The organism is Microvirga sp. GN3, assembly GCF_055792825.1.
On the sequence record NZ_JBVVAK010000334.1, the window covers coordinates 1 to 2,721 of the forward strand.

Annotated in this window: 2 protein-coding genes and 2 pseudogenes; 1 reads left to right on the forward strand and 3 read right to left on the reverse strand. The window is 57.6% G+C overall.

Translation table 11 applies throughout. The annotated features are described in order from the left end of the window. Positions 1-94, forward strand: a pseudogene (locus ACS5Q1_RS47440) (IS5/IS1182 family transposase); the annotation flags it as partial. A 61-nt stretch (positions 95-155) separates the two neighbouring features. Here the strand turns inward: ACS5Q1_RS47440 and ACS5Q1_RS47445 are convergent. From ACS5Q1_RS47445 to ACS5Q1_RS47455, 3 genes and pseudogenes are all read right to left on the reverse strand, one after another. After that, a complete protein-coding gene (locus tag ACS5Q1_RS47445) occupies positions 156-620 on the reverse strand; it encodes a DUF4411 family protein (protein ID WP_473104714.1) in 465 nt (154 codons plus the stop codon). 66 nt (positions 621-686) lie between these two features. After that, a complete protein-coding gene (locus ACS5Q1_RS47450) occupies positions 687-1,841 on the reverse strand; it encodes an ImmA/IrrE family metallo-endopeptidase (RefSeq protein ID WP_473104713.1) in 1,155 nt (384 codons plus the stop codon). Between the two features lie 619 nt (positions 1,842-2,460). Continuing rightward, positions 2,461-2,721: pseudogene (locus ACS5Q1_RS47455) on the reverse strand (hypothetical protein); the annotation flags it as partial.

Genomic DNA, 2,721 nt, shown 5'->3' on the forward strand with positions numbered 1-2,721 from the left:
GGCCAAGGACTTCGAAGCCTCCATTGAGAGCGCGGTGGCCTGGGTCTTCATCGCCCATATCCGGATACTGACCAGAAGGCTTGTAAGGCCCTGAAACCAGAACGGTCTTTCTGAGTCAGACTCTTAGGTCCGGGTCGTTGAGGCGGAGATCGACGTTAGGCAGCTTCGTCGACTGGCTGAGGTGGCTCCCAATCCGTTGTGAAGTCGAGAAGCCGGATCAAGCCGAATAAGTTGATGCACGGAACACCAAATTGTGCGCAAACGTCTGGCACCTTACGTCGAGCTCTTCGCCGGCTTGGGGCAGAGACTTCAAACGTCACGACAGTTCGCTCTCCAGGACATGCCATCGCATGAGCGATCAGGAACGGGTCGCGCCCGATCTCCTCAATCTCCTCCTCATTCACATTCGGGCCATATCCTTCTTCAAGGACACGCTGGACGAGTTCGAGATCGGCATCCTCGCCGAGAACCAAGGCCTCCTTGTGTTCAGGCACCCGCAGCCAATCGACCAAGTCCCCTCGGCCTCGGACGACCTCCTCATATTGCTCGACTGGAATCCGAACTCGGCCGCTCGTCCCCTGAAAGAGCAGCCATTCCCAGACAGCCGGGAAACGAGCCACAGGATAGGCGTTTCGATCACCTGTTATGAGGGTGTCTGCGTCGAGTAGATAGACCAAGTGTCAGCCTCATGCCGCTCGATTGCTGGCGGCCATTCTGCCGACTGCGGTGGGATTAACGCCAAGGATTCGACCCGCCTTTGTAGACGTAAGAACCCCGATTCCGATCATGCGTTCGACCAGCCGAGTAAGGCCAGGGCCCATTCGATGGCGCCGGACAACGTAATAGTCTGGGGCTCCGTCTCTCTGAGGGCGGGCAGCGGCTTCGAGACGCTCCGCATCAAACCGAGCGGACAGTTCCTGGTATCGATCCCAGTTAATGGCTCCAGTCTTGCGAAGGTTGAACGCGACCATCTTCCGGCTTACGCGACGGGTTCGAGCGAACTCACTGATCTGCTCCACTAGCGCATCGTTCGTGAGGCGGCGCGCGTCTATCTCTTGCAGTTCACCAGGCCGTAGAAGGAAACAGGCGGCGACCTCATCGCAGAGCTGCTCAATGTCCTGATCTCCGTCATATCCGCTGATACCGGACTGACCCAAGAACACATGCGTCAACTCGTGAATCAACGTGAATGTCCATGCGGAATGACTATCATTTTCGTTGATCACGATAAAAGGCGCGACGTCATCAGCCAGCGCAAAGCCCCGGAATACTCTTGGGCTGATGTTCGTGGTGTGGTGGCCGAGATTGCCCATCAGCATGACGTAGACGCCAATGCTTTCTACCGCTTCACGCAGAAGCCTGAATGCGGCCTCAATAGTCGGCTGACAACGATACTCATCAAGGTTGAACCGCAACGTCTGCAAGATAGTGGCGGCGATCACACGAGGGCCTTGGTTGCCCTGAACGGAGCCGACGAAGGGGAGCGGATCCGCCTCCTCAACCTCTTCGAGCGCTCCCCGCACGATCGCTTGGCGAACTTTAATCTCTCGTACCAGTGCCTCGACGCGCGCTTGGACGTCTGGTTCCCGGTCCACCATTGTCCTGAAATCGTGGGTCCGCGGGGCCGCGGCTGGTGGGCGCGGGAGGTAGAACGTCACCAAGGAACGGCGGTACTTATCGGCCATTCGATTAAGCTGTGTACGGGTAGGCTCTCGCTGGCCAGATTCCAGGTCGGCCAGCCTTTCAGGCCCAGCCAAGCCGAGCGCGCGCGCGGCATCCTCACGGGAGAGACCGGCGCTCTCACGTGCCCATATAAGGATATCAGGGTTAACCCGCGGCATGTCTATCACTAGCGTTCCTGTGCCTATAAGCACTCAATCCGGGTATATGTTCAACCATGATGTTGCAAAACGAAGTTCAAAGGCGCTGAGCGTGCTGATTATGTGCCGCGCTCCTCCCCTGAGAGCCATGGAAGCCCATTAAACCAGAAATAATTTCCGGTTTGACGGTGCGCCCGCAGTCGGGCGACCACGCCATAGATTGGAGACAGAATTTCGCGGGATGCCGTCGAATCTCTGGAAACGGCCGTTGGTATAAGCTTGGTATGGAGGCCTCGCTTCGCGCTCATACCAAGGAGAAATCAGCTTCTTTAGAACTTGAATTTTACGATTCAAGTTCAGCCACTTAGAGATGGTAGCGGAGGAGGGATTTGAACCCCCGACACAAGGATTATGATTCCTCTGTTCTGTCTCTCGCGCTGCCTCGTCGGTGTGCACGTGGTGCGCACGGGAAAGAAAAGCTCAAAGGGCGGATGCCGGTAACCCTTTGATATTGTTGGTGAGCGCGCTGGAACTCGAACCCCGGGGCCCTCTGATTAAAAGTCAGAGGCTCTCAGTGAGGCTGAGGAACGGGTGTTCGAATGTCAACCAGGTTGGGAGCGTGCCTGCTCGACCTGGAAGCCTACGCGGTCTCCTCAAGCACCTTTCGGACAGCGGCAAACGGAAGGCCGAAGTGCTTCGCGACTTGTGCCGGCGCCACCCCTGCCAGAAGAGCCGCCCGCACCGCCTTGCGTTGCCCCTCCTGTAATGTGGATGAGGTCTTGCCGGATTGTGAGGACTTGCCCCGTTGTTTTGACGGGCGCGGACTAAGACGCTCAAGGAATACGCTGGCATTTCTGGCCGCCGCCTTCAACTCAGGCCCGCTCCCCCTGCCCGTCTCTAC

Excerpts from the sequence above, each read along its gene's own strand:
- ACS5Q1_RS47450 (WP_473104713.1), bottom strand. The coding sequence starts at position 1,841 with ATGCCGCGGGTTAACCCTGATATCCTTATATGGGCACGTGAGAGCGCC.